At 35.7% G+C, this 25,077-nt stretch carries 23 protein-coding genes and 1 other RNA gene; 18 read left to right on the forward strand and 6 right to left on the reverse strand.

Annotation, left to right across the window (positions count from 1 at the left end):
- Window positions 1–80 precede the first annotated feature (80 nt).
- On the forward strand, window positions 81–1,364 hold the full coding sequence (locus tag GMB86_RS12365) for an MFS transporter (protein ID WP_155220404.1): 1,284 nt from the start codon (window positions 81–83) through the stop codon (window positions 1,362–1,364).
- A gap of 432 nt (window positions 1,365–1,796) precedes the next feature.
- A complete protein-coding gene (locus tag GMB86_RS12370; protein ID WP_155220406.1) occupies window positions 1,797–1,919 on the forward strand; it encodes an FbpB family small basic protein in 123 nt (40 codons plus the stop codon).
- A gap of 197 nt (window positions 1,920–2,116) precedes the next feature.
- Here the strand turns inward: GMB86_RS12370 and GMB86_RS12375 are convergent, their stop codons facing one another.
- Window positions 2,117–3,133 carry an LCP family protein gene (locus GMB86_RS12375; protein WP_230459108.1) on the reverse strand — a complete coding sequence of 339 codons (1,017 nt, stop codon included), beginning with the start codon at window positions 3,131–3,133 and terminating at the stop codon, window positions 2,117–2,119.
- A gap of 442 nt (window positions 3,134–3,575) precedes the next feature.
- Here GMB86_RS12375 and GMB86_RS12380 point away from each other — a divergent pair, with 442 nt between their 5' ends.
- Window positions 3,576–4,346, forward strand: coding sequence for a (S)-acetoin forming diacetyl reductase (locus tag GMB86_RS12380; protein WP_155220410.1), 771 nt, complete (start codon window positions 3,576–3,578; stop codon window positions 4,344–4,346).
- A gap of 245 nt (window positions 4,347–4,591) precedes the next feature.
- The gene (gene rbsK / locus GMB86_RS12385) at window positions 4,592–5,479 is read left to right on the forward strand and encodes a ribokinase (RefSeq protein WP_155220412.1); all 888 of its coding nucleotides are present in this window, start codon (window positions 4,592–4,594) and stop codon (window positions 5,477–5,479) included.
- Between the two features lie 450 nt (window positions 5,480–5,929).
- On the opposite strand, the gene GMB86_RS12390 is transcribed toward rbsK, so the two are convergent.
- Both GMB86_RS12390 and GMB86_RS12395 read right to left on the reverse strand, forming a co-directional pair.
- Complete coding sequence (locus GMB86_RS12390; protein ID WP_329602911.1) at window positions 5,930–6,496, reverse strand: biotin transporter BioY; 567 nt, start codon at window positions 6,494–6,496, stop codon at window positions 5,930–5,932.
- A 275-nt stretch (window positions 6,497–6,771) separates the two neighbouring features.
- Complete coding sequence (locus GMB86_RS12395) at window positions 6,772–7,632, reverse strand: metallophosphoesterase (RefSeq protein ID WP_155220478.1); 861 nt, start codon at window positions 7,630–7,632, stop codon at window positions 6,772–6,774.
- Between the two features lie 254 nt (window positions 7,633–7,886).
- On the opposite strand from GMB86_RS12395, the gene GMB86_RS12400 reads away from it, so the two are divergent.
- The 5 genes from GMB86_RS12400 (at window position 7,887) to GMB86_RS12420 (ending at window position 12,644) form a co-directional block, all read left to right on the forward strand.
- Window positions 7,887–8,588: a FadR/GntR family transcriptional regulator gene (locus GMB86_RS12400; RefSeq protein ID WP_155220414.1), complete on the forward strand. Its 702-nt coding sequence runs from the start codon at window positions 7,887–7,889 to the stop codon at window positions 8,586–8,588.
- A 181-nt stretch (window positions 8,589–8,769) separates the two neighbouring features.
- Entirely contained in the window at window positions 8,770–10,053 is a 1,284-nt protein-coding gene (locus tag GMB86_RS12405) for an aspartate aminotransferase family protein (RefSeq protein WP_155220416.1), read from the forward strand.
- Between the two features lie 205 nt (window positions 10,054–10,258).
- Complete coding sequence (locus GMB86_RS12410) at window positions 10,259–11,041, forward strand: substrate-binding periplasmic protein (RefSeq protein WP_155220418.1); 783 nt, start codon at window positions 10,259–10,261, stop codon at window positions 11,039–11,041.
- Window positions 11,042–11,131: 90 nt separating this feature from the next.
- The gene (locus tag GMB86_RS12415) at window positions 11,132–11,794 is read left to right on the forward strand and encodes an amino acid ABC transporter permease (protein ID WP_155220420.1); all 663 of its coding nucleotides are present in this window, start codon (window positions 11,132–11,134) and stop codon (window positions 11,792–11,794) included.
- A gap of 46 nt (window positions 11,795–11,840) precedes the next feature.
- A complete protein-coding gene (locus GMB86_RS12420) occupies window positions 11,841–12,644 on the forward strand; it encodes an amino acid ABC transporter ATP-binding protein (protein ID WP_155220422.1) in 804 nt (267 codons plus the stop codon).
- A 104-nt stretch (window positions 12,645–12,748) separates the two neighbouring features.
- Here the strand turns inward: GMB86_RS12420 and GMB86_RS12425 are convergent, their stop codons facing one another.
- Genes GMB86_RS12425 through GMB86_RS12435 form a run of 3 tightly spaced genes read right to left on the reverse strand, consistent with a single transcriptional unit; the run spans window position 12,749 to window position 15,173 of the window.
- Entirely contained in the window at window positions 12,749–13,708 is a 960-nt protein-coding gene (locus GMB86_RS12425) for a PDR/VanB family oxidoreductase (protein WP_155220424.1), read from the reverse strand.
- A 19-nt stretch (window positions 13,709–13,727) separates the two neighbouring features.
- Window positions 13,728–14,195 (reverse strand): dimethylamine monooxygenase subunit DmmA family protein, encoded by a 468-nt coding sequence (locus GMB86_RS12430; RefSeq protein ID WP_230459109.1) that lies wholly within the window; start codon window positions 14,193–14,195, stop codon window positions 13,728–13,730.
- A gap of 24 nt (window positions 14,196–14,219) precedes the next feature.
- Window positions 14,220–15,173 (reverse strand): heme-dependent oxidative N-demethylase family protein, encoded by a 954-nt coding sequence (locus tag GMB86_RS12435; RefSeq protein WP_155220428.1) that lies wholly within the window; start codon window positions 15,171–15,173, stop codon window positions 14,220–14,222.
- A gap of 680 nt (window positions 15,174–15,853) precedes the next feature.
- On the opposite strand from GMB86_RS12435, the gene GMB86_RS12440 reads away from it, so the two are divergent.
- The 9 genes from GMB86_RS12440 (at window position 15,854) to GMB86_RS12480 (ending at window position 25,001) form a co-directional block, all read left to right on the forward strand.
- A complete protein-coding gene (locus tag GMB86_RS12440; protein ID WP_141191360.1) occupies window positions 15,854–17,461 on the forward strand; it encodes an amino acid permease in 1,608 nt (535 codons plus the stop codon).
- Between the two features lie 83 nt (window positions 17,462–17,544).
- On the forward strand, window positions 17,545–19,011 hold the full coding sequence (locus tag GMB86_RS12445) for an ethanolamine ammonia-lyase reactivating factor EutA (protein WP_155220430.1): 1,467 nt from the start codon (window positions 17,545–17,547) through the stop codon (window positions 19,009–19,011).
- A 50-nt stretch (window positions 19,012–19,061) separates the two neighbouring features.
- Window positions 19,062–20,441, forward strand: coding sequence for an ethanolamine ammonia-lyase subunit EutB (locus tag GMB86_RS12450; RefSeq protein WP_141191358.1), 1,380 nt, complete (start codon window positions 19,062–19,064; stop codon window positions 20,439–20,441).
- Window positions 20,442–20,456: 15 nt separating this feature from the next.
- Entirely contained in the window at window positions 20,457–21,173 is a 717-nt protein-coding gene (gene eutC, locus GMB86_RS12455) for an ethanolamine ammonia-lyase subunit EutC (protein WP_141191357.1), read from the forward strand.
- 219 nt (window positions 21,174–21,392) lie between these two features.
- Complete coding sequence (cynS, locus tag GMB86_RS12460; RefSeq protein ID WP_141191356.1) at window positions 21,393–21,836, forward strand: cyanase; 444 nt, start codon at window positions 21,393–21,395, stop codon at window positions 21,834–21,836.
- 205 nt (window positions 21,837–22,041) lie between these two features.
- A non-coding RNA gene (gene ssrS / locus GMB86_RS12465) (6S RNA) lies at window positions 22,042–22,233 on the forward strand.
- Window positions 22,234–22,373: 140 nt separating this feature from the next.
- On the forward strand, window positions 22,374–23,417 hold the full coding sequence (locus GMB86_RS12470) for a threonine aldolase family protein (protein ID WP_141191355.1): 1,044 nt from the start codon (window positions 22,374–22,376) through the stop codon (window positions 23,415–23,417).
- Between the two features lie 338 nt (window positions 23,418–23,755).
- The gene (locus tag GMB86_RS12475) at window positions 23,756–24,871 is read left to right on the forward strand and encodes a response regulator aspartate phosphatase (RefSeq protein ID WP_141191354.1); all 1,116 of its coding nucleotides are present in this window, start codon (window positions 23,756–23,758) and stop codon (window positions 24,869–24,871) included.
- On the forward strand, window positions 24,861–25,001 hold the full coding sequence (locus tag GMB86_RS12480; RefSeq protein WP_155220432.1) for a hypothetical protein: 141 nt from the start codon (window positions 24,861–24,863) through the stop codon (window positions 24,999–25,001). The genes GMB86_RS12475 and GMB86_RS12480 overlap by 11 nt, the downstream gene beginning before the upstream one ends.
- Window positions 25,002–25,077: the final 76 nt, after the last annotated feature.

Raw genomic sequence — 25,077 nt, forward strand, 5'->3', positions numbered from 1 at the left:
TCAAGATCAAACAAGGTCGATATTCGGAGGAAATGCGAGAAATTCTAAGAAAACATTAATTCTATAGAGGGAGGAATTTTTTGGGTTCTACAAATAAACAAAAGCTTTTGCCAGTTGTCTCTTCGAGTATTATTGGTGCGACGATAGAGTGGTACGATTTCTTTTTGTATGGTGTGGTCGCAAGTCTTGCTTTAAACCACCTATATTTTCCTAATGATGATCCCTTTATTTCAACTCTACTCGCGTATGTGACTTTTGCTGTTGGATTTGTTGCGCGTCCAATTGGTGGTATCATTTTTGGCCATTTCGGTGATAAAATAGGCCGGAAGAAGATGCTAATTTTAACTGTCATGATCATGGGAGGAAGTACATGTTTAATTGCCATACTACCAACCTATGATCAAATTGGTGTGTGGGCACCTATTATTTTATTATTGCTTCGCATTGTTCAAGGGATTGGTCTTGGCGGAGAATGGGGCGGCGCTGTTCTAATGGCTTATGAATATGCACCAAAGGAGAAACGAGGATTTTATGCAAGTTTACCCCAAATCGGTTTATCTCTAGGTCTCCTTTTAGCTTCAGGTGCCGTTGGGTTATTAACAGCGAATTTAACAGATGCACAGTTTTTATCATGGGGTTGGCGTGTTGCTTTTGGTGCTAGTGTCTTGTTGCTTATTTTAGGATTATGGATGAGAATAGCTGTGCAGGAAACGCCTGAATTTGAAAAAGTGAAAAGCAGTCATACAGAATCTCGTCTACCATTTATAGATATGTGGAAGGACGGAAAAGCCAAGAAAGTCATTGCAGGTATGGGTGCACGTTATATTGATGGCGTCTTTTTTAATGTCATGGGTGTCTTTTCCATAAGCTATTTAACGAAAGATTTATATGTTTCAAATACGATAGCTACACTTGGTGTTTCTGTAGCAGCCTTTATTATGTGTTTTTTTATACCTTATTTTGGTTATCTATCAGATCGAATTGGTAGAATACGAGTTTATTTTTGGGGAAGTTTAATTGTTGGTTTATCCGCTATCCCGGCCTTTTATTTGATGCATATCTCGGGAGGCAGTACATGGATTATATGGTTATCCATTATTATTCCATTCGGTATTTTTTATGCCCTCGTGTATGGCCCAGAGGCCGCATTATTTGCTGAGCTATTTGATTCAAGAGTCAGATACACAGGTGTCTCTGTTGTTTATCAGTTATCGGGAATTTTTGCCAGTGGGATTACGCCAATTATTGCCGCAACCTTAATTGAAGTAGGTGGAGGTTCACCATTACTACTCACATTATACGTATTATTTGCAGGGTTAGTGAGTGCAACGTCTGTCTGGTGGATTGGGAAACTTAATAAGTGATGAGCCTATCACACTAAGTTCCACGATCCCCTGTCCGCTCCAATTTTATCTTAAATCTTAGATTAGTTGCAAAAAGCCGTCAGTGTTCCAGCACTGACGACTTTATTATACGCCTATTTTTGTAAAATTGAATACCTATCTGTATCAATTTTACAATTTGTTGAAGGATATCGAGTATTATGAACGTACTTCATAACGTAATACGCCTCTCTTAATGCCCTTCATTTTATTATGTTTTGAAAACGCATCTGCAGGGAAAAGTTTCATTGTTATTACTAGACTGACTATTGCCAAAACATCGAAAAAGTATTATTATAAACTTACTCGATATTCACAATATTATTATAAACATTTGTTATGCTGAGAATAGAGAAGAGAAAAAAATAGAAAACGGAAACAGAGGCCGTAAAAAACTATAGGAGGCAGAAGGAAATGAAGAGAAAGAAGACTTTTAGAGAGTTAATAAATCAAAATAAGGTAGAAATTTTAAAAGACAAATCAAGTTTAGAAAAAATAGAGAAAAAAATTGATAATAAGTATCTTCTTCGTTCTTAAGAGTGTCAGAACATCACTAAACACCGTGTCAAACGAGGTTAATAGAAAAGCACAGAAAAAGTCTACATTCTGACTTTTATCTGTGCTTTTCGTTTATGTTAAATAATAGACATAGACTCTGCCAATCATTTTGGGTTTTTACATATATGATGATTAGTAAAAGTTCTCACAACTACTTTGGGGGCTTTGTTTATTCCTTAATTTGAAAAATATTTCTTAACGGTGTATTTAAGCTGTTGATCATCAAGAATGACCTGACTATTGTTAGCCTTCAGGATATCATCATACATGGTTTTGCCCGTGCCTTTAACTTGGCGATATTTGACCTGTTCTTCTGGGTGAAAGTCGTTTTTAACGCCTAATCCGATGCTGACCATGTCCTCATTGGTCATGTTTGTTGCAATCAGAAACTTAGACATTGAGCGGGATAGGGCTGGAAGTTTCGTGATATTAGAAGGTTGCATCACTTTTTTGGCTATACCGATGAGTGCCGCTTGTTGTAATTGCTGTCTCCCATAGTCCGTTCCAGGAAGAGAATAGCGTTCATGTACAAGTTCTGTGACCATTTTTCCATTAACTGAATGAGTTCCAGCTTCAAATGTTTTGCCTTGATTCTCTTTATACCATGGATGTGTCAAAGTGACTTTAAATGGAAGGTTCATGTCAATCCCGCCTAGAACATTGACCATATCCTGTAATCCCCAATAATTTGTCTCAGCGTAATAGTGAATTGGAACACCAGTTAGATTCGAGACGGCTTTGACCGCATCAACAATGCCTTGTTTTGTTCCTTTTTTAGCTTGTGAAATATATTGCACGCTTGTGAGCTTTGTATATCCATAGTCTGATTTCACTCGTGTATCTCTTGGGATGCTCATCATGTTGTAAGTATGGTTGTTAAGGTTAGCATGAATGAGAACCATTGAATCGGTATGGCCTAATGAACTTCCTTTTCGAGCATCAGAGCCAATAAGAAGAACGTTGAAGACACCTGCTTTTTCTTTATAATGGCTTAACTGGCTATTGTTACTACTGCTTCCTTTCGATGGTTCCCCAATCGGTTTTAGATCACTAAAATGATTGGTTGGTTTGAGTTTGTTGTATTCATAGAATCCGAAGGCAGTTCCTCCAATTAGTAATACAACAAGGGTTAATAGTGTATAGCGTAGTATTTTATGACGTTTTTTTCTAACTTTCTTTTGTTTGTTACTCATATTTTGCTCCTTTAAGGTCATAGTTGTAAGAAGATTATAAAACTATTTGGTATTTGGGAATTTTAACGACAATGAAAAGCGTTAGAAATATTATATCGATTCGCTGTAGTTGATACAATACTTCTTTTCGTTTTTACAAATTATGGAGGGATTTATCGGGAATCATTGAGATTAAAACTATTCTATTAAAATAGATGCAATTTCAGATGCGATAACAGAGTTAGCTAAATTATTTAGGTTCTTAGGATAAGAATAAGAAAATGGAATCTATTAAGCATCAATTTCAAATGATTGTTTCCCTCTTCATAAAAAGTTACTAATATGTCATTTTTTTTAAGTTTAACCACTGTCAGTAAGGGTTATTATTAAGGTGAGTTAAATGTTTCTTTTATTTTCCAGTTCAAAAGCGATTATTTAATCGTAAAAAACGGGAGGTCATTGTATGGTAAAAGTAGCGTTAGTAACAGGTGCGGGACAAGGAATCGGGTTAAAAATAGCAGAAAGACTTTTGAAAGATGGGTTTGCTGTGAGTTTAGTAGACTATAATCTGGAAACTGCTCAAAAGGCAGCAGAAACACTTTCTAGCGACGGTAGTAAGGCCATTGCCATAAAAGCGGATGTTTCCAAACGGGACGATGTGTTCTCAGCAGTAAATGAAACCGTTGACCGGTTCGGGGACTTACACGTAATAGTTAATAATGCGGGCCTTGGTCCAACGACGCCAATCGATACGATTACCGAAGACCAATTCAGAAAAGTGTACGGTGTCAATGTCGGCGGTGTACTATGGGGGATTCAAGCAGCATATGAAGCGTGGAAAAAATTAGGACACGGCGGCAAAATCATCAATGGAGCCTCACAAGCTGGTGTCGTGGGCAACCCTAACTTAGCCCTATACAGTGGGACAAAGTTTGCCGTTCGAGGCGTCACTCAGGTGGCCGCACGTGACCTGGCTGAAAAGGGAATTACGGTGAACGCCTATGCACCCGGAATCGTTAAGACACCGATGATGATGGATATTGCTCATAATGTCGGGAAAAACGCCGGAAAAGACGATGAATGGGGTATGCAGCAGTTTGCTAAAGATATAGCCCTTAAACGATTGTCTGAACCAGAAGACGTTGCTGCGGTTGTCTCATTCCTTTCAGGAAAAGACTCCGACTATATTACAGGGCAAACGATCATTGTGGATGGCGGCATGCAATTCCATTAAGCTGTCATAAAAAGGTGCTATAAGTGAAAACAAGAGATAAACCTTAACGCGTTCTACGTAGGGTTTATCTCTTTTTAGTGTAAAGGAGTGAAAATGAAAAACAAGTCATCCTTTATACAAAGAGACTCCCTAAGTTTAAGACACTTGACCCCACTACATATATAAGAAAAGCTTCAAAATGTTATAATCGATATGAAAACCAATCATACATAAATAGAAAACAACACATAAAAGGTGGAACATACATGGTTAAAATTTCGGTAGTGGGAAGTGCATCAATGGATTTAGTGGTGACATCACCAAAAAGACCCAAGGCGGGTGAGACGGTCATTGGTCATTCTTTTTCAACTGTTCCTGGTGGAAAAGGGGCTAACCAAGCCGTTGCAGCAGCGAGACTTGGCGCGGAAGTGAGCTTCGTTAGTTGTATAGGAGACGATGATTACGGTCAAAGAATAAGGGAAAACTTTTGGGAAAATGGGGTGTCGACAACCTATGTGGAGACAGCGGTGAATGCTCATTCGGGTACGGCACACATCATTTTAGCAGAAGAGGATAACAGCATCATTGTCGTAAAAGGTGCCAATGATTTAGTTTCACCCAAGCTTATTAAGAAAGCAGAAGATGTCTTGAAACAGGCTGATCTTGTCTTGATCCAACAAGAAATTCCAGAGGAAACCGTGGAATATGTAGTGGAATTTTGTTTTAATAACCATATTGACGTCCTGCTTAATCCAGCCCCAGCTAGAAAACTTAACTCTAATATTATATCAAAAGTGACCTATTTGACACCCAATGAATCAGAATTTGAACTGTTATTTGGAGGACAACGAAAGAGTGAAGTACTTAAGCAATACGCCAATAGATTAATTGTGACCGAAGGAAAAAATGGAGTTCGTTTTCATAATAGCCTAGAAGAAGTTGTTATTCCATCTTATCAAGTCGAAATGATAGATACGACAGGAGCGGGGGACACATTTAATGCGGCCTTTGCCGTAGCTAAAGCGGAGGGAAAAAGTCTCGTTGATAGTCTACAATTCGCCAATTGTGCCGCATCACTTTCGATTACGAAGTTCGGTGCTCAAGGCGGCATGCCAAATCGAGATGACGTGGATAGAATATTAAAGTCTAACTAAAAGTATAACATTGGAAATTATAAATTCATGATTATACCGACTTTATTAAATTTTTAAATAGAGTCTTAAGAATAATTTAAGAAATGTAAGCTTAGAGTTTACAGTAGAGAATGAAATCCTTTTGTCCCAATACAGCGGCACCGCAAGTCCGCAGCACCCTCGACTAAGACGAATCATGTTGTTGCTCCAGATCATAAACTTGATAACTTATAGCTTAGACATTCATTTGTTATCCAGTGAGTTTAACCTCTAGATGTGGCAAGATTTCCGATGGGTGAATATGGAATCCTGTGTCCTTTACATCAAGCTCCTATTCATACTAGGAAACATTAGGATATGTATTCGTTCTTCAATCAAGCGAATAATGTCGATTTTTACATTTGCTTGAAGTAACAAATAAAGGACGCTCGTTCTTACGGTCTTACCGATTTCTGTTAAAGTAGGCACCGCTTATTGAACATTCACTTCTTTATTTTTCACAAATTGAACAATCCGTGGCTTTACTTGGTAAATGATCAAGGAACATAGAGCACACAATACCAAGTCACCTGGTACTGGCAATAAAAAACCATATAGAAGGGTATGGTAGATCGAAATAGGTGTTTGGAGAAACCATTTCATTGATTCATACAGCCAAACACAGCCAAATAGGTAAACTGTGATGAGGGAAGCAAAATTAGCTAAAAAAATAGACCTGATAGAAGAAAGGCGAAATCGTTCGATCAACCAGCCATTGACGTAGGCTCCGAGGACGTAGCCAATTAAGTAGCCAAAGGTCGGTTTAAATACATAACCAAGACCTCCTCCATCTGTAAACACCGGAACACCGATCAGACCAATTAACACATAACACAGTTGACTTAAAAAGCCGAGACGCGGTCCGAGTAGGGCCCCTGCCAAATAGACTGCCAGAATTTGAAGTGTAAATGGGATGTAGGGAATAGGAATTTTAATAAATGCACCAACGGCAGTTAATGCTGCAAAGAGGGCCACATAAGAAATTGTTTTTGCTTTCACTTGTTAATCCTCCTGAACTTTGAAAATTTTTAAAAACAACACTACTACATTGTGCCTTATTTTCTTCTTTTGTGTCAACATAAACTATTTTCTGGTTAACATATAAGTCGGTTTGATGTCTCGGCTTTAATTTTAATGTGAGATAGGACTACTAGAGTTTAGTGACTATCACAAGGGAGGCTAAATTATATCCGCCGTCTTTATTTGCAGTCGCTAGGGCTAACCGCCATACGTAGTAGAAAATGAAAATCACCTGAATGATTTCTTCAGGTGACTTAGATAGCTTTCGTTGCTTTTTTTGTTTTAGATAAAGCAGAAGAGAGTTTGAGATGGTGAATTGTAATTTCTGGACGGCTCCCAAAACGAACATTGACACCGGATTGTCCTAGTCCTTCATTTATATAAAAGAACTTCCCGTAATGTTTATGCAAACCTTTTATCATGCGCATTCTAACAAGCTTGCCCATCGTGACGAGATGATATGGTTTTGGCCAATGGATTTGACCGCCATGAAAATGACCGGAAAGTAAATAGTCGTAAGGGAAATCTTTCATTTCGAGTACAAGATTAGGATCATGAGTAAGCACGAGATTAAGCCCTTCTTTTAATCCCCCATATGACTTATCAATATCACTTCGATTTGTACTAAAATCATCAATTCCAATAATATTTAATAGTTTACCATTCACCATAATGACATGATTTTCATTTTGCATTGTTTTACAACCGTTTTCTTCTAATACTCGTTGAAGTTGAAGAAAATTTGGTTGTTTAAGCACATAGTCGTGATTTCCAAATACGGCGTATATTCCGTATCTTGGATTCAATTTATTTAAAATAGCTAGATAAGGAATTAGTTTAGGAATACTTCGTTTTTTATCTAAAAAGTCACCCGTCAAGGCAATTAAGTCAATGGATTCATCTTTCAGACGTTCGTAAAGATGGTCAGGTGTGATAGATATCCTTTCAAGATGGATATCAGACAAGTGCAAAATCCGAAGGGGATCTCCCATAGAATCTTCAGAAGGCCTCGATGCATCTATTGAGACATGGTTGATAACCACGTGTTGTGTATTTTTATAACCTTTAATAAAAACAATGAATAAACCAACAATAAAAACCATTGAGATCCACATATACAAAATTATCGCCTCCTTATTTACAATTATAGGTAAACAGAAAGGAAATTGGCACCTGTAATTAATGGAAATAACTTATGTATCCGTATTACTATATATGTTAAATTAGCATCTATCCCCATTTTCTTGTCTATTGTGAATGGCCATTAAGTATACAACTTACATTAATAAAAGATATGAATACTATTAAAAGTTGGTACTAACGTAAGGATAAATATATAATAATATATATTTAAATAAAGGAGAATGCTATGCCAACTTATTTACTGTATGAGAAAATTGCAATGTATTTGGAAAAAGGAATAAGTAGTGGGAAATATGGTTTAGGTGAAAAGCTTCCTTCTGAAAGAGAGTTATCAAAACAGTATGATGTTAGTAGAAATGTCATTCGGGAAGCAGTGAAGTTATTAAAGGAAAAAGGTCTCATAAAAGTTATACAAGGAAAGGGGAGTTATGTGACACAAAGTCAAAGTATGGATTTGCTATCTAATATTAAAAAAATTATGAAACATAAGAATGGTAAATTACGCGATATCGTTGAGATAAGAGAATTACTTGAACAAAAAATCGTTGAATTGGCAGTTGATCGTGCAACAGAAAAACAAATTATAGAATTAGAATCTATTGTTGAACAAATGAGTCTTGCAATAGAAAATTCAAGAAGATTAACTGAGTTGGATCTTCTGTTCCATATTACATTAGCGAAATGTACACATAATCCTCTTTTTCTAGAACTCATGAATTCTATTTCAGTTCTCCTTAATGAGTCAATTTATCTATTAATGAATATGTTTCCCGAGACAAATGAAAATGTTATTGAACAGCATACACAAATAGTAAAGGCTATAAAGAGTGGCAATAAACATCTAGTCATAAAATTAATAAATAATCATTTAATTTTAGTTAGAAAAGAGTTGGAAAAAGTCTCATTTATTTCGAATGATGACTTATAAATAAATAACCGAAAAAAATATCATAAATATTTCGAAAATATATTGAATTTAAATAATTAAATCGCTATAATTTAATGACAAAGAGATAAAGTTTAACTGGTAGTACCGGTTAACCCTATTGTATTTCCATTATTAAAACCTATTCAACCTTGAGTAAAATTGAATGTTGGGAGAGATCAGCATGTCAACAAAAAGTATGTATGAAAGAGCAAGCGAGTTACTTCCACCGGTCGCAAATCGTGTGACGAAATTAGGAATTGTAAAAGGTGAAGGGGCCTATTTATGGGATGAAAATGGTAAGAAATATCTTGATTTTGGAAGTGGTATAGGGGTTACTAATGTTGGACATAACCATCCTTATGTCATTGAAAAAGCGAAAGAACAAATGGATTCATTAGTTCATGGTTGTCACAATGTCGTTTATTATCCGTCATACTTAGATTTAGCAGAAAAAATAGTTCATTTAATGGATGGAGATTACAAAGTATATTTTTCTAACAGTGGGGCAGAAGCGGTTGAAGGAACTATTAAACTAGCAAAACGTGTTTCTAACAGACCTGGTATCATTTCTTTTAAAAGGAGTTTTCATGGAAGAACAATGGGAGCCACTTCAATTACTGCTTCAAATTCTCATTATCGAAAACAGTATGAAGGATTAATGCCGAGTGTATATTATGCTGAATATCCATATACATTTAGATCAAATTTATCAGAAGAGGATGAGACGAATCGGTGTATAACCTATCTAAATGAGATATTTAATTATTTAATCGCACCTGATCAAGTTGCAGCTATTATTATGGAACCTGTTCAAGGCGAGGGAGGTTATATTGTTCCACCCAAATCTTTTGTAACCCAACTTCGAGACATTTGTGATCAACATGGTATCTTCTTGATCTTTGATGAGGTACAAACAGGATTTGGAAGAACTGGTAGGATGTTTGCTTGGGAACATTTTGGAGTGAAACCAGATATTTTTTCCGTAGCAAAAGGTATTGCAAATGGCTTTCCGCTCAGTGCAGTGATCGCAAAGAAGGATATTATGGACCAATGGCCAGCTGGAGCACATGGAGGAACGTTTGGTGGTAATCCAGTGGCGTGTGCAGCTTCTCTTGCAGTTATAGAGCTATTAGAGAGTGGACTCATTAAGAATGCTGAAGAGATGGGTCAGTATTTTATGGAACGATTAAATGAATTAAAACGGTCATTCCCCGTGGTAGCTGATGTTAGGGGACTTGGGCTGATGGTTGGGGTAGAATTTTTAAAAGATGATGGTACACCTGACTCGCAAATTGTTTCATTAATAAGAGAATCAGCACTTGAGAAAGGTTTGCTTCTCCTTCCTTGTGGTGTTAATAAAAATGTGATTCGTTTTATTCCACCAACAATAATAACAAAGTCTGAGATAGATACTTCAATTCAAATATTAACTGAATCATTAAAAACCGTGATTGAAAAAGTATGATGAGTATATATGTATGGATTTAAGTATTAAATTGTATGTTATCCGGTTGTTCCAATTGTAAAAAGACTCTGATCATTACATAACATATAGAACCACAGTTGGTATAACTAATTACTAGAAAACAATATCATTCTTAAAAGTCACCAAAGTAGAAACTTGAATTTAGAAATGAGAAATCAAAAAAATTGAATTTGGGGGATTATGTATGAAGAAATTAACCTACTTGGTCGTTGTAATGATATTACTTATGGTACTAACTGCATGTGGGAGTAAGTCAAGTGATAAAAATGGCGGAGGAACACTAGCAGATATTAAGGATTCGGGAGAATTAACTATTGCTGTTGATGATACGTATCCACCAATGGAATTTCGTGATGACAAGAATAAATTAGTGGGTTTGGATATTGATCTTGGCAGAATCCTAGCCAAAAAATTAGGGGTTAAAGCAAAATTTGTACCAACAGCATGGGATGGTATTATACCAGGTCTGGATGCTAAAAAATATGACATTATTATGTCGTCGATGAATATAACAGACGAAAGGAAGAAACAAGTTAACTTTGTTCAATACTTGAATTTTGGACAAGCAGTCATCGTAAAGAAAGGAAATCCTCTTAAAATTAATTCTAAAGAAGACCTTAAAGGTAAAGTTGTCGGTGTTCAATTAGGAACAACAAGTGAAACAGCAGCAAAAGCTATCGGAGGTATTAAGCAGGTAAAAACGTACAATGGATATACGGATGCCTTTAATGATATGGGATTAGGAAGACTCGATGCGATTGTAGTTGGAGAAATGGTAGGTCGCTATTATATGAAAACTAAACCAAATGCATTTGAAATTGTTGGAGATACCTTCCAAGAGCTACCTGTTGGAATTGCAGTAAGAAAATCGGATAAAGATTTGTCTAAAGCGTTAGAGAAAGCGATAAAAGAAATGCAAGATGAAGGTTCTTTTGACAAAGTAAAGGAAACATGGTTTGGGAAGTAAATTGAATGAGTTTGTAATAAAAAGTGAGAGTAAAAAATACTCTCCTTTCCTTTTATAAAAATAGACTTATTGTTTAAAGGAGGTCACAAGATGCCTGGTTTTATAGAGTTTTCAGTAACTTATTTACCATACTTACTTAAGGGCGCTCTGATTACAATAGAGGTTGCAGCTGTGTCAGTCGTTCTTGGTTCCATACTAGGAACTTTGATCGGTATGGGACGTGTTTCACATATCTTTGTCTTGTCTAAAATATGCCAATTCTATATATGGGTTATTAGAGGAACACCACTTTTACTACAATTGTTTGCTATTCATTTTGCGCTTCCAACATTAAACGAGGCATTAACATTTCCACCATTTGTTTCCGCGACAATTGCTTTAACAATGAATTCTGCAGCTTATATAGCTGAGATAGCAAGGGGTGCTATCCAATCTATTGATAAAGGTCAAATGGAAGCTTCTCGTTCTTTAGGATTTAACCATAGGCAGTCTATGCGTTACATTATAGTCCCTCAAGCATTTCGACGGATGTTACCACCTTTAGGAAATGAATGTATCGCACTAATAAAAGAGTCTTCACTTGTCTCAACAATCGCATTATATGATTTGTTAAGAACTGGTCAACAAATTATAAGCAGCACCTACCGATATATTGAAATATTTACATTAGTTGGCGTTATTTATTTGATTCTTACCTCAATAATGAGTTGCATTGTCGGAATAATTGAAAAACGCGTTAGTGTATATGAATAATGTTATCTCCATCAGATAAACAAGTAAATTAAAGGAGGGTCTTTATATGAAAGAAGAAAAAGTTTCTCCCCCAATACTAGAATTCAAGAATGTATACAAAAGTTATGGAGATAATCATGTATTAAAAGGAATCGACCTAAAAATTAAAAAAGGAGAAGTAGTTGTTCTGATAGGTTCTAGTGGTTCAGGGAAGACAACACTTCTTAGGTGCATTAACTTATTAGTAAATATTGACAAAGGAGAAATCTTATTTAATAACATTCCAGTAATTCAAATTGAAGAAAATGGTTCTAAATCATTATTAACCAACAATAAATTGAACGAATATCGTACGGAAATAGGTTTTGTTTTTCAACACTTTAATCTTTTTCCTCATCTCACTGTAAATAAAAACATTGCATTAGCCTTGGAGAAAATTAAAGGAATGGATAAAAAGAAAATTAAGGAAAAAGTAAAAGATCTTTTATCTTGGGTAGGTTTAGAAAGTAAGTACGATGCCTACCCTGGACAATTATCGGGAGGTCAAAAGCAGAGAGTTGCAATTGTCAGAGCATTAGCTATGGAACCTATTGCTATGTTATTTGATGAACCTACATCTGCCTTAGACCCTGAAACAGTAGGAGATGTTCTAGAAGTCATGAGAAAACTACCTGATGATGGAATGACAATGGTCATTGCAACTCATGAAATGGAATTTGCAAGAGAAGTAGCGGACAGGATCGTTTTTATGGATAAAGGGGTAATAGTCGAACAAGGTACACCTTTAGAGATCTTAAATGCTCCTAAGGAATTGAGAACTCGTGAGTTTTTATCGAGAGTTCTAACAAGAAGACGTTTAGAAAGTAGTTAATAATCATCAAGGTATACCTACTAAATACAGTTTTTTATGAGATAGTGAATAGGTAAGAAGCATCACATCAATCTACATCTGAATATGTGGTGCTTTTTTACTGATTAATAATCCAATATAAGCTTTGATGACTTACACCGAGAAACACAAGGCAGTATGGTTTTTTGATCTTTCTTTTCTTTATCACTTAAGAAATAATCTTGGTGGTCAATTTCTCCACTTAATACTTCTATAGCACATGTTCCGCATCTTCCGACTTGGCATGAGAAGGGAACTTTAATGCCCGCTTCAAGTAGTACTTTTAAAAGTGATTGGTTTTTAGGAATATAAAATGTTTGACCACTTTTATGTAATTCCACTTCAAAAGGTTTAGCGTCTAATTTTGGCTGACTTGAAAATAATTCAAAGTGTATACTAGTTTTTGGGTAACCGTAATCTATTGCTTTTTTGGTGAATTGTTTAATTAAAGACTGAGGACCACAAAAATAAACATGTGTGCCAATTAATTGATCCTGCATAATTTCAGGAAGCATTCTTTTACCCTCATTAGAAAAATAAAAATAAATATTTGATGGAAATAATACATTAATCCTCTTATAGAAAGCACAATCTATTTTTGACTTAGCGGCATAATGTAACTCGAAAGACTTTCCATTTGACTGTAGGTCAAGCATCATAGGTATAAAAGGTGTGATACCAATCCCTGCAGCAAAAAAGACATGATGTTTGGCTTTGAAACTTAATGGAAAATAATTTTTTGGATAGCTGATTTGAAGCTTAAACCCTTCTTTAACCTCATTGTGCCAATATAACGAACCTCCATTTGAATGAGCCTGTTTTTTAATAGCTATTTGATATAGTTGTGTTTCGCTGGGATTGCCACATAGGGAATAAGATCGTTGTAAATTTAAACCACTTGATTGAATAAAGGTTGTAATATGAGATCCTCCACTAAATGAAGGAAGTGCTGCTTTATTAATCGGGGATAATAAAAATCGCTTTATTAATGGTGTCTCTTGAATTATTTTCTTCACAAGTACATTTATTCTTGAGGTATATACCAATTCATATCAACCCTTCTCCTTAATTTAAAATTGTATATCCTAAATAAGCGTCGTATCGGCGAGAATAATGGTTGCTAACTGATAAAGATTGGCCGCAAGATTGGCACACCATTTCTTTTGATGTTTTACACACATTGATAGCATAACACCTCGAACAAAACACACGTAAAATGCGTTCTCCAATCCCTTTGATTTGTAATTCTTCTTCTGTAAAACCAGCTTTTTCAGCAGTTTTGACAAATGAAATAATAGAATTCCAATTTCCTGAGGCATAGATATATGTACCCATTTTTTGTTGTGATAGGTAAGTCTTTAGATCATGATTAGATGAAAATTCATTAAAGTAATAAACCATATACAATAAATTTTGTTCATCTAGGCTACTTAAAATCGGTGTGATCTCGCCATATCCAGTTATATCGGTAAATAAAAGGTATTTCCTTCTTCCAGTAACAAAAGTGAAATTTTTATTTGTTGCATGATCCATATCTAACATTATTACACCTACCCGTTATGCATGTTGTTGGAATTTCTTTAGATATTCTATGAGAGTATCTTTATAAGCGTATGCCCCTTTATATTTCAGGATATAGTCTGGAAGATTTGTAAAGATATCATAAAAAGTTGAACGCCACTCAGGATTCTGAACTAAATCTTCAAAAGATAATAAGTAAGTGTGAATGTTAAATAAAATGCTATTGCTTTTTGGCAGCCGAAATAATTTTTGCCGTTCAACACGAAGGTGTACAAGAGAGCCTACATTTTCGGGTGTTACCTCTTTTTGTTTATGTCCCCATTTATGAAACGTTTCAATTGAGGTATCAAGATGATAACCGATCGTTAATGCCCAATTCAGTCTCTCAAAAGGGTTACCAGCCTCAAGATTCAAAAGAAATCTACGGATTTTATCACCTAAACCAGTGTCATTGAATTCCGGTATTGGTTGATGTATTTCAAGAAATGTCATTCCTAATTTAAAGACAAGGGACCATCTTCCTGGAAAGCAAAGTTGACCTGCTTCTAGGTAAAGTTCATTGTCTTTTTCCATTAATATTAATAAGTCTTCTTGGACATGTCTTCCTATAACATCTAAAGGTTCAAGTGTTAATGAAGAATTATCTCTATATATAAAGCTCTCAGTTTCATTTGTTATTAGATTTGTAAATGACCAATGATCTTTCTCTTTTTTTAATTTGAAGCGATCGGGATACATATCTGAAAGGTGATGCATAACGAGATTGAGTACCTCCCATTGTGCTTCATAGGTGTCAGGCGTTGATTGATAGCATCTATTATGAACAGTCTTGAGTAAATCACGTTTCAATTTAATTTCCTCTATATATTTTGATGTAACATCAATACTAATTGGAGGATTTAGTGGAATTGAATTATTTGAAAAACGATAAGGGTCATTACTCTTAAAAGGAAAAGGAAATTCATCAATATCTTCTTTCAATTGTTTCATACGAAAGTTCTCCTTTGTAATTTACGCCATAAATGCTTTTTAACATTATATTAGAATTAATAATAGAATTAATTTTTTTTACAGGAGTGTATTAATTTAAGTTGAAGTTCATTAACCAAAAGAAATTAATGAAAAAGGATCTCAATTTAAATAATATTATAAATCATTTGACAATTTTATTGTAGTGTTTATTTCATAAAAACATTATCTTGATACTATTCCTCCCATAAATTAATATAGCGTATAAACTATCTCATCTAATATACCTAATAAAATAAGATAAATTACTTGTGACAACAAAAAAATATTCCAATTTATCAGAAAATATTTTATACTTCATAACATAGGGTTCTAACCTCAAGAATAGTAATAGATATATCTTAGATTCAGTTAGTAATAAAGTGAAACTTCCATCAGTGGGGTTTTCTTCATCCCCCACTGATGGTTAGCTGAACCAATCGGACCTTTATGGGCAGTTGATCCCCCATCTATCTTCTTTGAATACTCAAAATCTTGAGGTGGGGGTCTTTTCTAGCCGTTAAGACGGGATAAAATTTTTCGAGAAGGATGGCGGTAATGTATGTAAATTAAATACTACATATTAATTAGTTTAAAGTAGCTATTAACCTAGAATCCTGTAATCATTTATCTATTTTATTTTGAAAGGGTGAAGCCGTCATATGATGTTTTTAGGAATTTTACTCATTGCCTTAGCTGTTTTAGTGATGATTGGTATTTTTACAAAAGCAAGAAATAGTGTTCGAATAGCCCGGCAAAATGGAACGATCTCAGGTGATCTTTCAGCTTTCGGTTATAAGCAGGAACTTCTACGTGATATGGGTGGATTCTCGAACTTTGCGGTGTCTTTCTCCATAATTTCCATTCTTACTGGAGCGATTACGCTTTACGGATTTGGATTCAATCAAGGCGGAGGAGCTGTCATGGGAGTTGGCTGGCCGCTTGTTACGTTATTCGTCCTCTTTGTATCGGCAGCAATGGCCGAATTAACATCGGCTATTCCTACTTCTGGAGCCATTTATCACTGGGCATCGATTCTCGGAGGTCCTCGTTGGGGCTGGTTTACGGGTTGGTTTAATATGATTGGTCAAGTGACCATTGTGGCTGGGATTGATTACGGATGTGCAGGTTTTGCGTCTTCATTATTATTTGATCAACCGACAAAAACTCAAATGTTAATTGTCTATGCGGTAATCTTAGCGAGTCATGCGATCATTAATCACATGGGGATTAGATTAGTCTCAAAATTAAATTCTGTTTCGGCCATTTACCATTTGATTGGTGTTGCGGTTATTATTGGTGCTTTAATCTATTTTGGACCATCAAAAAACGTCAGCTATCTATTTGATACGAGTTTTTCCACTGCTACAAATAATGCGACACCTTATTGGTTCGCCTTTTTAGTAGGGTTACTACAAGCGCAATGGACCATTACAGGGTACGATGCATCTGCTCATACAAGTGAAGAGACAACCGATCCAAAAGTACGAGCACCATGGGGTGTTTTCTTATCCGTTGCGATTTCAGGTATTTTCGGGTTTATTTTATTAGCTCTCGTAACATTGTCAATCAAAGATCCTTCAGCTGTTGCAGCAGGTGGGACGAATGCCTTCTTTGTGGTCATTGAACAAAGCATGGGTGGTACGTTCGGACAGATTGTTTTATGGCTTGTCACAATTGCCATGTGGTTTTGTGGAATGTCTTCTTTAACATCGTCTTCACGTATGATTTTTGCTTTTAGCCGAGATAAAGGATTACCTTTATCTAAATTATGGGGAAAAGTATCAGCAAAATTCCGGACACCTGCTTATGCGATTTGGTTAGTCGCTTCAATAGCTTTCCTTTCAGGTATTTTCGATAATGTCTATGCTGTTATTACGTCTCTGAGCGTTATTGGTTTGTATAGTTCTTATGCTATTCCGATCATTCTTAAATTGCGAGCAATATATAAAGGGGTCTGGCTAGAGTCTGATAATGGTCCATGGTCATTAGGAAAATGGAGCGTCTTTGTTAATGTTATTGCCTGCGCGTGGGTTGCCTTTTTAATCGTTTTATTCGTAGCTGCGCCGAGTGACGTGCCTTTAACAAGCAGTTATGTTCTGCATCATGCAACAGGAAAAGTATTTGGCGTTGTACTTGTTGCATTATTAGTTTTATTTGCAGCTCATGCTTATAAGAATTTCAAAGGGCCTCAGTTAGGTGTTTATAAAGCGGTCAGTGACCGATTAACGGGTAAAAATAATAAAGAGGAAGAAAGTAAGGTTATCTAGAATATCTAATATAAGTGAGGTGAAGTTCTTATACTTTACCTCATTCTCCATTTTCATTAGTTATTAGATTGGAGCTGCATGATATGCATGAAACAAATGAATGGATCACGAGTCTTGGGATTGATCTTGGGACAAGTACGACAAAGTTTATTGTCAGTCGATTACAAATTTCAAAAGTATCATCTGCCTTTTCTCTTCCAAGTTATAAAATTACGAAAAGACTATGTACCTACAAGAGTCAGATCTATTCCACGCCGCTTATTGATGATGAAACGATAGATTACACAAATATAGCCAAAATTTTAGAACGTGAGTATGAAGAAGCAGGGATTACATTGGATGATGTTCATACTGGTGCTGTTATTATTACTGGAGAAACAGCAAATAAAAAGAACGCTAGAATTGCGGTGAATCAGTTAGCCGAACGAGCGGGTGATTTTGTTGTGGCTACCGCAGGTGCCGAATTAGAGAGCCTATTAGCTGGGAAAGGATCAGGGGCACAAGATTTTTCAATTCAAACTCCTAATCAAGTTGTAGCCAATATCGATATTGGAGGCGGAACAGCAAATACGGCTTTTTTTCTCAATGGAGAGTGCATTGGAACGGCGACCTTGCGAATTGGTGGTAGACTGATTCGTTTAAATCCAGCAGGTTTTGTAAAGGGTATGGCTGATTCATTTAAACCTTGGTTAGAGGAAAACGGTTTTCTAGTGAAGAAGGGTGATCAAATATCCTTTGAGAGAATAAAACAAATAACTGATGAAATGGCCAAGAATTTAATCGGTTATCTTGCTCAAAGTTCTAATGATGAACATACTCAATTATTATACATAGATCCTATGCCCCAATCGTTACCAACAGTTCATACATGGATGTTTTCGGGTGGCGTTGGGGAATTAATGAAGAATAGCGAACGAATGACTTTAGAAGAAGGAACGAGATATGGAGATATTGGCCCGTTTCTTGCTACATCATTAAATCAATTAATGAAAAGATCATCATTCAACGTACTATCTCCTAAACAAACCGTTAGGGCAACGGTGATAGGCGCAGGGACACAAACGACTGAAATAAGTGGTTCAACGGTATTTATTCAAAATGGTAATTTTCCGATACGAAATGTACCTGTTGAAAAAGTACATATACAAAATGAAGAATTAGAATCAGATCAATTAGATCATATTTTTTCGGAAACTATTAAAAAGGGACTTAGCCTTCATTCAATGGGACTTGATCCAGCCTTTGCCCTTTATTTGAGTGGTATTGATTATTGTTCTTATGAAAAACTGAAAAAAATAGTCAATATACTTGAAAACATTTATTCTCAATACCTTCCAAATCAAAAAAATATCGTGATTATCTGTCAAAACGATATGGCCAAGGCTTTGGGTCATGCTCTTTCCATTCGTTTAAATGGAAAGGTAAATTGCTTGATTTGTATTGATCAAATTAATATACAGCATGGGGATTACATTGATATTGGACAGCCCTTACCTAGTTCTATTATTCCTATTATTGTTAAAACACTTGTTTTTACATCAGATGCTTAAATGCAAACCCTATTTAAATCATCAATTAATTTAAAAATGGAGTGCATATCATGAACAAGAAAATATCCATTCTCGGAAAAACGTATCAGTTTAATAGCCTTAAAGAGATCATGGCAAAAGCGAATGAAGAAAAATCTGGAGATCAATTGGCCAAAATAGCGGCAAACGATGTGAGTGAACGAATCGCTGCGAAATATTTACTCTCTGAAACTCGGCTTTGTGACATGAGGGAAAATCCACTATTATCACCTGAAGAAGATGAGGTTACAAAACTCATCGAATCCGATTTAGATGAATCTGAGTACAATAAGATAAAAAATTGGACTTTATCCGAATTGAGAGAGTACCTCCTCAGTCGAGAGGTTGATGGAGAAACGATGCTGAAAGTTGGGCGTGGTTTGACAAGTGAAATGATTGCAGGCGTGACAAAACTGATGACTAACCTTGACCTAATTCAAGCAGCATCGAAAATCCGAGTGATCACGACATGTAATGCCTCGATGGGTCAGAATGGAGTGCTCGCGGGGAGGGCTCAACCAAATCATCCATCTGATAGCTTGCAAGGGATTCGAGCATCGTTATACGAAGCCCTTTCCTATGGAATTGGAGATGCTGTGATTGGTATCAATCCCGTTATTGACACCTCATCCAGTGTAAAAGAAATCCTTCTCATGACAAAAGAAGTGATGAACACTTGGAATATTCCGACACAAAATTGTGTGCTTGCTCACGTTACGACACAAATGAAAGCCATTCAGCAAGGTGCACCGGCCGACCTTATTTTTCAAAGTTTAGCAGGGACTGAAAAAGCGAACGATGCCTTTGGGATCAATATTGAACTTTTAGATGAAGCGAACGAGTTAATTTATAAAGAAGGAACAGCGACTGGCCCAAATCGATGGTATTTTGAAACAGGGCAAGGCTCTGAATTGTCCTCAGAATCCCATCACGATATTGACCAAGTCACACTTGAAGCAAGGTGTTATGGCTTAGCACGTCACTACAAACCATTCATGGTGAATACTGTTGTTGGATTTATCGGACCAGAATATTTGTATGATAGCAAGCAAGTCACCCGAGCAGGTTTAGAGGATCATTTTATGGCAAAATTGCACGGCCTTCCGATGGGTGTTGATGTTTGTTATACGAATCATATGAAAGCTGATCAAAATGATATGGACAACTTAGCTGTTTTATTAGCATCAGCGGGTGTCAATTTTCTAATTGGAGTGCCAATGGCCGACGATTGTATGCTAAATTACCAGTCTACGAGTTATCATGACATTGCGACTCTTAGAGAATTGCTTCATCTATCACCAGCGCCTGCCTTTGAACGATGGTTAGAAGACATAGGTTTGATGGAGAATGGAAAACTGACAAAGAGAGCGGGGGATCCAACCTTTTTCTTATCTCAAAGAGGGGTTCATTAAAACAAAGGTAAAGGGATGATTGAGTTGACGGATAATAAATTAGCGCTAGAGCAACTAATACAGTCGACGCCGGCGCGTATTGGTGTAGGCTGTTCGGGCACCAGACCTAAAACAGAGATCATGCTAAAATTACGCATGGATCATGCTATGGCAGTCGATTCAGTTTATGGTGATATCCCAAAAGCATTTTTTGAAGAATTTCATTTTCCTATTGTTCAAACACCGTGCCAATCGAAAGAAATGTATCTAAAAAGACCAGATTTAGGACGAAAGCTTACGAGTGAAGGAGAATCCTTCATTCGAGAGCATTGTAAAAAGAAGCCACAAGTTCAGATTGTCATCTCCAATGGATTAAGCTCTAAAGCAATTGAATCCAACATACGGGATGTTTATCCAGCTTTATTAGATTCCCTCGAGTCATATGGTTTATCATCTGGGACTACCTTTTATGTTCAAAATGGTCGAGTCGCTTGTATGGATGTTATTGGTGAAATCTTAGAGCCGGATGTCCTTGTTATGTTAATTGGTGAACGTCCTGGTCTTGTTTCCGCCGATTCCATGAGTGCCTATATGTGCTATAAACCAAGGATAGGAACGATTGAATCTAATCGAAATGTGATATCGAACATTCATCGAGGTGGAACGCAGCCGATTGAAGCAGGGGCGCAAATTGGGGCAGTGTTAAGAGCCATGTTAGATCAGAAGACAAGCGGGACTAGATTGGTGATTTAAGATGTATTTGTAAAGTTTTTGATTTGGATAAAACCTGAATCTCAGTAAGCCCTTTTCCTCTATTTTTAAAAGTCAATTTCTTTGTCATGGAATCTACCATACATACTAACAAATATGAAAGACTGTGGTATCTTTGACCTATTAAGAAAATGGTGCATCTTCTAAGCTCACAATTAACTTTTAAAATAAACTATTCTAGTAAAAAGGGGAGTCTTGTAAATGGCGTTCGATAGTACAACGGAAATGATACTGGAAGCAAAACAATTAAAGGGATTAACTTTTGCTGAATTAGCTGAAGCAGTAGGTAGATCGGAAGTTTATACGACCGCAGCCATTATGGGACAACAAACGTTGGATGAAAATGAAGCGAAAGCTCTTGTGAAAATTCTTGAACTACCAGAAGAAGTGGCTAGTAATCTTCAAACGATCCCTTTTCGAGGTGAAATTTTCTCCATGCCACCGACGGATCCTACCATATATCGTCTTTATGAGCTCATTCTTGTTTATGGTGATACAATCAAAGCGTTAATACATGAAAAATTTGGTGATGGCATAATGAGTGCGATCGATTTTAAAATGAATCTTGAGAAAAAAGAGGATCCAAAAGGTGACCGAGTTGTCATCACATTGGATGGTAAATTTTTAGGTTATAAAAAGTTTTGAGGTTTATATAAAATATTAGATGACCTAGTTTTGGTACCTGGTACCGAAAAAAGACATTTTTTATAGTTTTGTACACGCTAGGATGACAGTTTCATAAAAAAATTGTTTTCTTCTCTTATATTTTTAACCGGTGTAGTGATATAAGGAGTTTACTAATTCCATAAATTAACATAGACAAAATTGTTTTTTCCATGTAAAATATCCATATAAGCTGCGCTGTACGTAAACCTAATAAAGTTTTAACCTTTAAGCTGTAATAGGGAGTTTTATATTGGAATCGGAATGTTATGCCTTATCTATATGATCAGAGGACAACAGGATGGTTTCTGCAAACACCCACTTTGAGGAGTGGTGGTTTAAAACTTTCTTAACGAGTTACGGCAAAGGCGGCTCTACATAATGTCAAGACAAACCGGTATAATATATACCGGTTTTTTCTTTTATACGTCTGTTTTTGTCAGGTGTGTAAGCAGTCAACCTATGATATATTTTTATTAAGTGTGGTTTAATAAATTAAATCTGAGGTGGGTGGATACCATGTATAGCTTTAAAAATGATTACAGTGAAGGGGCACATCCGAGAATTTTAAATGCTTTAATTGAATCTAATCTAGTGCAGGATGAAGGTTACGGGGAAGATAAGTATTCTCAAGAAGCGATAGATCTATTAAAACAAAAATTGGGACGAACAGACATAGATATTCACTTTCTCACTGGAGGCACACAAACCAATCTTACGTCTATTTCAGCTTTTCTAAGACCTATTGATGCAGCCATAGCTGCTCATACTGGTCATATTTTTGTCCATGAGACAGGAGCTATAGAGGCTACCGGGCATAAAGTGATCACTTGTGATGCTAGGGTTGATGGGAAACTTACGCCAAAAAAGATTAAGGGTGTTCTTGATTCACATCCAGATGAGCACATGGTAAAACCTAAATTGGTTTACATCTCTAATACGACAGAAATCGGGTCGATTTACAAGAAGAGAGAATTAGAGGATTTAAGTAAATTCTGCAAAGAGAATCAGCTTATTTTATATCTAGATGGTGCAAGACTTGGGTCTGCTTTATGTTCTGAAGAAAACGATTTAAAATTAAGTGATTTACCAGACCTAGTCGATGCTTTCTATATTGGTGGAACAAAGAACGGTGCGTTGCTAGGAGAAGCATTAGTGATTTGTAAAGAATCACTCAAAGAAGATTTCCGTTTCCATATGAAACAAAAAGGAGCCTTACTCGCTAAGGGTAGATTGATCGGGATTCAGTTTCTTGAACTTTTCCGAGACAATCTATACTTTGAGTTAGCCGATCATGCCAATAAAATGGCAAGTAAGCTTAGTGATGGCATTCGCCAAGCTAATTTGACATTTCTAACGCATTCTCCATCCAATCAAATCTTTCCTATCTTGCCTAATGCATTAGTAAATGAGCTGCAAAAAGACTATTTATTTTACAACTGGGAAAAAGTCGATGCTGAAAACTCCGCTGTTCGACTTGTTACTTCGTGGGCAACAAGGGAAGAAGAAGTAATGAGGTTTGTTGAGCGAATCCTCCGTTTCTGTCAAACGGAAAGTAGATAGATAATACTACTAAGTAGGTCTTATTAGTTAGCAATTTCAACATTATTAGAGTTGAATAATATTTCCATTATAACCACTTCATTTTTTTATAATGATCATCTTTCTACATAAAACAGGGGATCCCTCCCTGTTTCCTTTTTTACTTTTTACGTTTTTTGGCCTTCTTAAAAGCTCTCCTCCATGCATGGCAGGGCAAAATATACATTCATTGTTTTCATTAATTGAATTTTTAACTATCTTTTTCTAAAAATATACCATAAATATCCTAAACATGGTATAGTTAGAGTAAATAGAAAAGAATGAAAATTTAATATAATAAACTAAATGGGAGGGATGGGATGATTACAAAAATAGCATCAGAAGAAGTTGCTTCAAAGTTAAACGATTGGTACACAGCCATTCGCCAAAACAATCTGGAACTTTCTGTACGATTAAAAAAGGAAATAGTGAAAGATTTAGATCATATGGAAGAAAATCAAAATGTTCTACTATACTATTCATTACTCGATTTTAGGCACAAGATCATGCTCAGTTTTTACTCGCAAAACGAAGGTAACATAGAAGAAAATATTTTATACTTAGAAGCAAATAAAGAAAAAATGGTTGGTTTACTAGATTATTATTTTTGGTTTTTTAAAGGAATGTATGAGTTTAAGAAAAAGGATATTATTGAAGCTATTTCTTGTTATAAAAAAGCAGAAGAAAAATTATATATTGTAGACGATGAAATTGAGAAAGCTGAATTTCATTTTCGATTAGCTCATTTTTATTACTATATTAAAAAAAGTTATTTATCTCTTAATTATGCTTTATATGCAAAAGACATATATAAACGATTTCCCACTTATAAGCAACGATGTATAACGTGTGAGTTTATTATTGGTGGTAATTTAATAGATAATACGAACTATGATGAAGCCTCAATAGTTCTTTTAAATGCTTTAAAGGGGACCGATTCTTTATACGATGATATGTTAACATCTTTTGCTCTATGCAACTTAGGTATCTGCTTTTTAAAACAGGGTAGTTACAATAGTGCTGCTGAATACTTAAGTAAAGCTATCGATTTGTTCATTGATCAAAATTCTACTCGTTTACCGAAGGCTATTTACAATTTAATGCATGTTCGAATTAAACAAAACAGATTAGTAGAGGCATTTAATTTATATGAAAAAGGTATGTTATATTCGAAGGAATTGGAAGATCAAGAGTATATGGTTAAATTAAACTTTTTAAAAGGTTTATATTTAGAACCCATAAATCAATTACTTATTAATGAGACATTTACATATTTAGAAAAAGTAAATAAGTTCTCTGATATGAGTGAGTTAGCGTTAGAAGTGGCCGATTTTTATAATGAGAATAAATGTTACGAAAAATCCGTTTTTTATTATGAAATAAGTAGGAAAGCAGAAAATAATATTAAAAAAGGGGAAAATTTCTATGAGAACTAAACTTTCATTATCTATTTTAACGATCATGGGCTTATTGTTATTAAGTGGGTTAATTAGCACAACTCAACCAGCAGCTCAAGCTGAAGATCTCATTGTTGGTCACAGTATTGGAAATAGCTTATTTAAATAATATTTGACTACCTAAATTAAAACAAAACCAAACATCACCTGCTCAGTTTAGCAGGTGATGTTGTTCGCGTTAACTG

Source organism: Terrilactibacillus tamarindi (genome assembly GCF_009718825.1).
Lineage (GTDB): Bacteria > Bacillota > Bacilli > Bacillales > Sporolactobacillaceae > Terrilactibacillus > Terrilactibacillus tamarindi.